The sequence below is a fragment of the Actinospineispora acaciae DSM 45401 genome, from assembly GCF_000620785.1.
Classification (GTDB): Bacteria; Actinomycetota; Actinomycetes; order Mycobacteriales; family Pseudonocardiaceae; genus Pseudonocardia; species Pseudonocardia acaciae.
Genome location: NZ_JIAI01000072.1, coordinates 1 through 2,508, shown reverse-complemented (window position 1 = coordinate 2,508; position 2,508 = coordinate 1). Strand labels below are relative to the sequence as shown.

The 2,508-nt window shown below is 67.9% G+C and carries 1 protein-coding gene and 1 pseudogene; both read right to left on the bottom strand.

Going from position 1 to position 2,508, the window contains the following annotated elements:
• Positions 1-199: 199 nt before the first annotated feature.
• Positions 200-1,438: a helix-turn-helix domain-containing protein gene (locus tag N912_RS0148140; protein ID WP_084212131.1), complete on the bottom strand. Its 1,239-nt coding sequence runs from the start codon at positions 1,436-1,438 to the stop codon at positions 200-202.
• 451 nt (positions 1,439-1,889) lie between these two features.
• A pseudogene (locus tag N912_RS0148135) lies at positions 1,890-2,508 on the bottom strand (helix-turn-helix domain-containing protein); the annotation flags it as partial.

The window sequence follows — 2,508 nt, the reverse complement described above, 5'->3', positions numbered from 1 at the left end:
CAGGACGTGCACGCCACACACCGCGACCGGCAGCGGGTCCTCGGGGTCGTACACGGCGTGGACGTGGTAGTCGGTCATGTCCAGCAACAGGCCGAGAACGGGCTGCGTGGTCTGGTGGTGGGGCTGCCCCGGCCGCCGGTTTGCGATCACGAGGTGACGCTATGAGCTGCCCAACGCCGTTTGTTGCCCGTTTGGCAACCTAGGCGACGCCGAGCCTGTTCTTCAGTGAGTCCAGTTCCCAGGACCGTCGTTTCGAGCGTCGGTCAATATCGACCACGATGTCCCGGGCGATCGGGTCGGATCGCACCCGGATCGGGGCGAGCCGGTCGGCCGCGTCCAAGGCGCGCAGCACCTTGTCGTCACGGTCTCCGCCCGCTTGCGCCCATGCGCGCGCCCGGTCGAACTGGACGCTCGCTTCTCGGTCGCGGGACCGGAACACCGACAGGTCGATTGCTGATGCGGTCTGTCGTTCGACGACGTCGATGCCGTTGCCGGACTCGACCGCGATGGACAGCTCCCATGCGAAGACATTGGCCGGGCCGAAGTGGTAGCGCATGTGGTTGCGTTCGCCGACCCTGGTCGCCAGGTCGTGTGCTTCATGTAGGTGAGTTTCGGCAGCGGCGCGTTCGCCGGCTCGGGCGGATACGAGCGCCGCACTCAGGTGCAGCATGCCGCGTGCTTGCGCGGTTGCGGTGTCCTTTCCGACCGGCCCGGGCGGAAGCTCGGCGAGCACCCGGTCCGCGACCGTGATCGCACGGTAGCGGGCGCCGATACGACCCAGGGTCATCGTCCGGCCCATCGCCATGAACCCGACGAGATCGGGGCGTTCGAGTGCTCGGGCGGCGTCGTAGCCGCGGCGGGCGGCGGCCACGGCAAGTTCGGCGTGACCGACAGTGCCGGCCAGCGCTCGCGCGGCGATGCACGCTTCGACAAGCGCGGCGAGCGCGGCGCGCTTGGTGTCGCCGTTGCCGGCGACGGCGTGGACGTGTAGCTCGGTGAGGAGGGCGCCCAGGTCCCGGCCCGCGAGGTGGAGCTGAACGTCGTCGCTGAGGGCCAGTACCTTCGCGGCGGCGGAGACCAGTTCGTCGATGGGGCGGACGGGTACGTCCGGGGCGTCGTTCAGGCCGGAGTCGTACAGCGCCGCGGCGACCTCGGGTATCGCTTCGACGGCAAGCGCGGTCTGTGGGTCGCGTGCGGCCATCTCACGCTGCCCGGTCAGGTCGGCCACCGAGCATGTGAGGGCGACGCCCAGGTCTTCGAGTATCCCGCGCTGCGTGAACGGGCGGTGGCCCGTTTCGAGGCGTGAGAGCACGGACTTGTGCACGCCGACGAGGTCGGCCACGGTCTGGAGTGACAAGCCTCGGCGGCGTCGGATCTTCCGAGCGTTGCGCCCGGTGAGGATGTCTTTCGGCGTGACGTTTTTCGCGCGCTTGCTCATGCCGGGCACCTTGTGCGCCGACGAGTTTCAGGGTGCGCGGAATTGGTAGCCTGTTCCATGTCCGAGCCTTCACCTCGGCGTTCCGACCCTCGCTCGCGGACCAGGCGAGCGGGGGTCGCTAACAGGGCAAACTCTACGCCCCAGTAGACCGCAGCAGCGCTAGCGATGATCGCTTGTTTGCTCGTCAGTCATCGGGGTCGCCTCCCCGACCACCACCCTTCTCGCCGAGTTCGGTAGCGTCCGGCCCCATTTGCCTCAACCGTCGCACGCCCATCGGCCCGGCCGCGGCAGCGCGATCAGGGGTCAGGCATAGTGCCACTCCGTAGTCGTTGCAGCCTGCTCCGCTCCCGTAGTCGATCACGGTGTGACGCTATTGGCGAAGAATCCAACAACGGTAGGACATGGCGTCCTACCGGGACATGGTGTCCTACCAGCGAGATAACAAGCGCGGCTAGCTTGCTAGGCCGAACTTCCGAGCCAAGGCGCTCAACCGGGACGCACTGCGCGCCCGCCGTTCCCGAGTCCGCAACTCGTTGACCAACATCTTCGACGGCGCGTTGTTCCGAAGCCATACGTCAGGCGCGAGGGCGCTCATTGCCCACAGGGCATCTTCGGCCTGTTGATCGTGGCCGAGCCGGACGTGCGCCAGCGCCCGGTCTTGCAGGTGCCGGGCGCGGGCGTTCAACGGCAGCGGGGTGTCACGCGGCATCGACTTAGCGGTTTCTAGAGCCGACGTGTACGCCTCGGTCACAACATGCACGTCGACCGTCTGCATGGTCACCTGGTCCGGACCGAAGGCGCACTCGTAGTCGGTGCGATATCCGGTGTGACGTGCAATGTCGCGGGCCTCACTCAGCAGGTGGCCCGCTTTGCCCCGGTCTCCGTCGCGGCCGGCGGCGTTGGCGGAGGAGAGCAGCAGGGAGCCGCACAGCGCCATGCGAGGTATGTCGGCCCGGTGCTCCGGGGCGGTGGCGTCGGCGGCGCTGGACGCCAACCGGTAGGACTCCTCAAAACGTCCTTGGGTGAGCAGCAGCCACGCCATGGTTCCCTGTAGCGCGCTCACCCGGAGC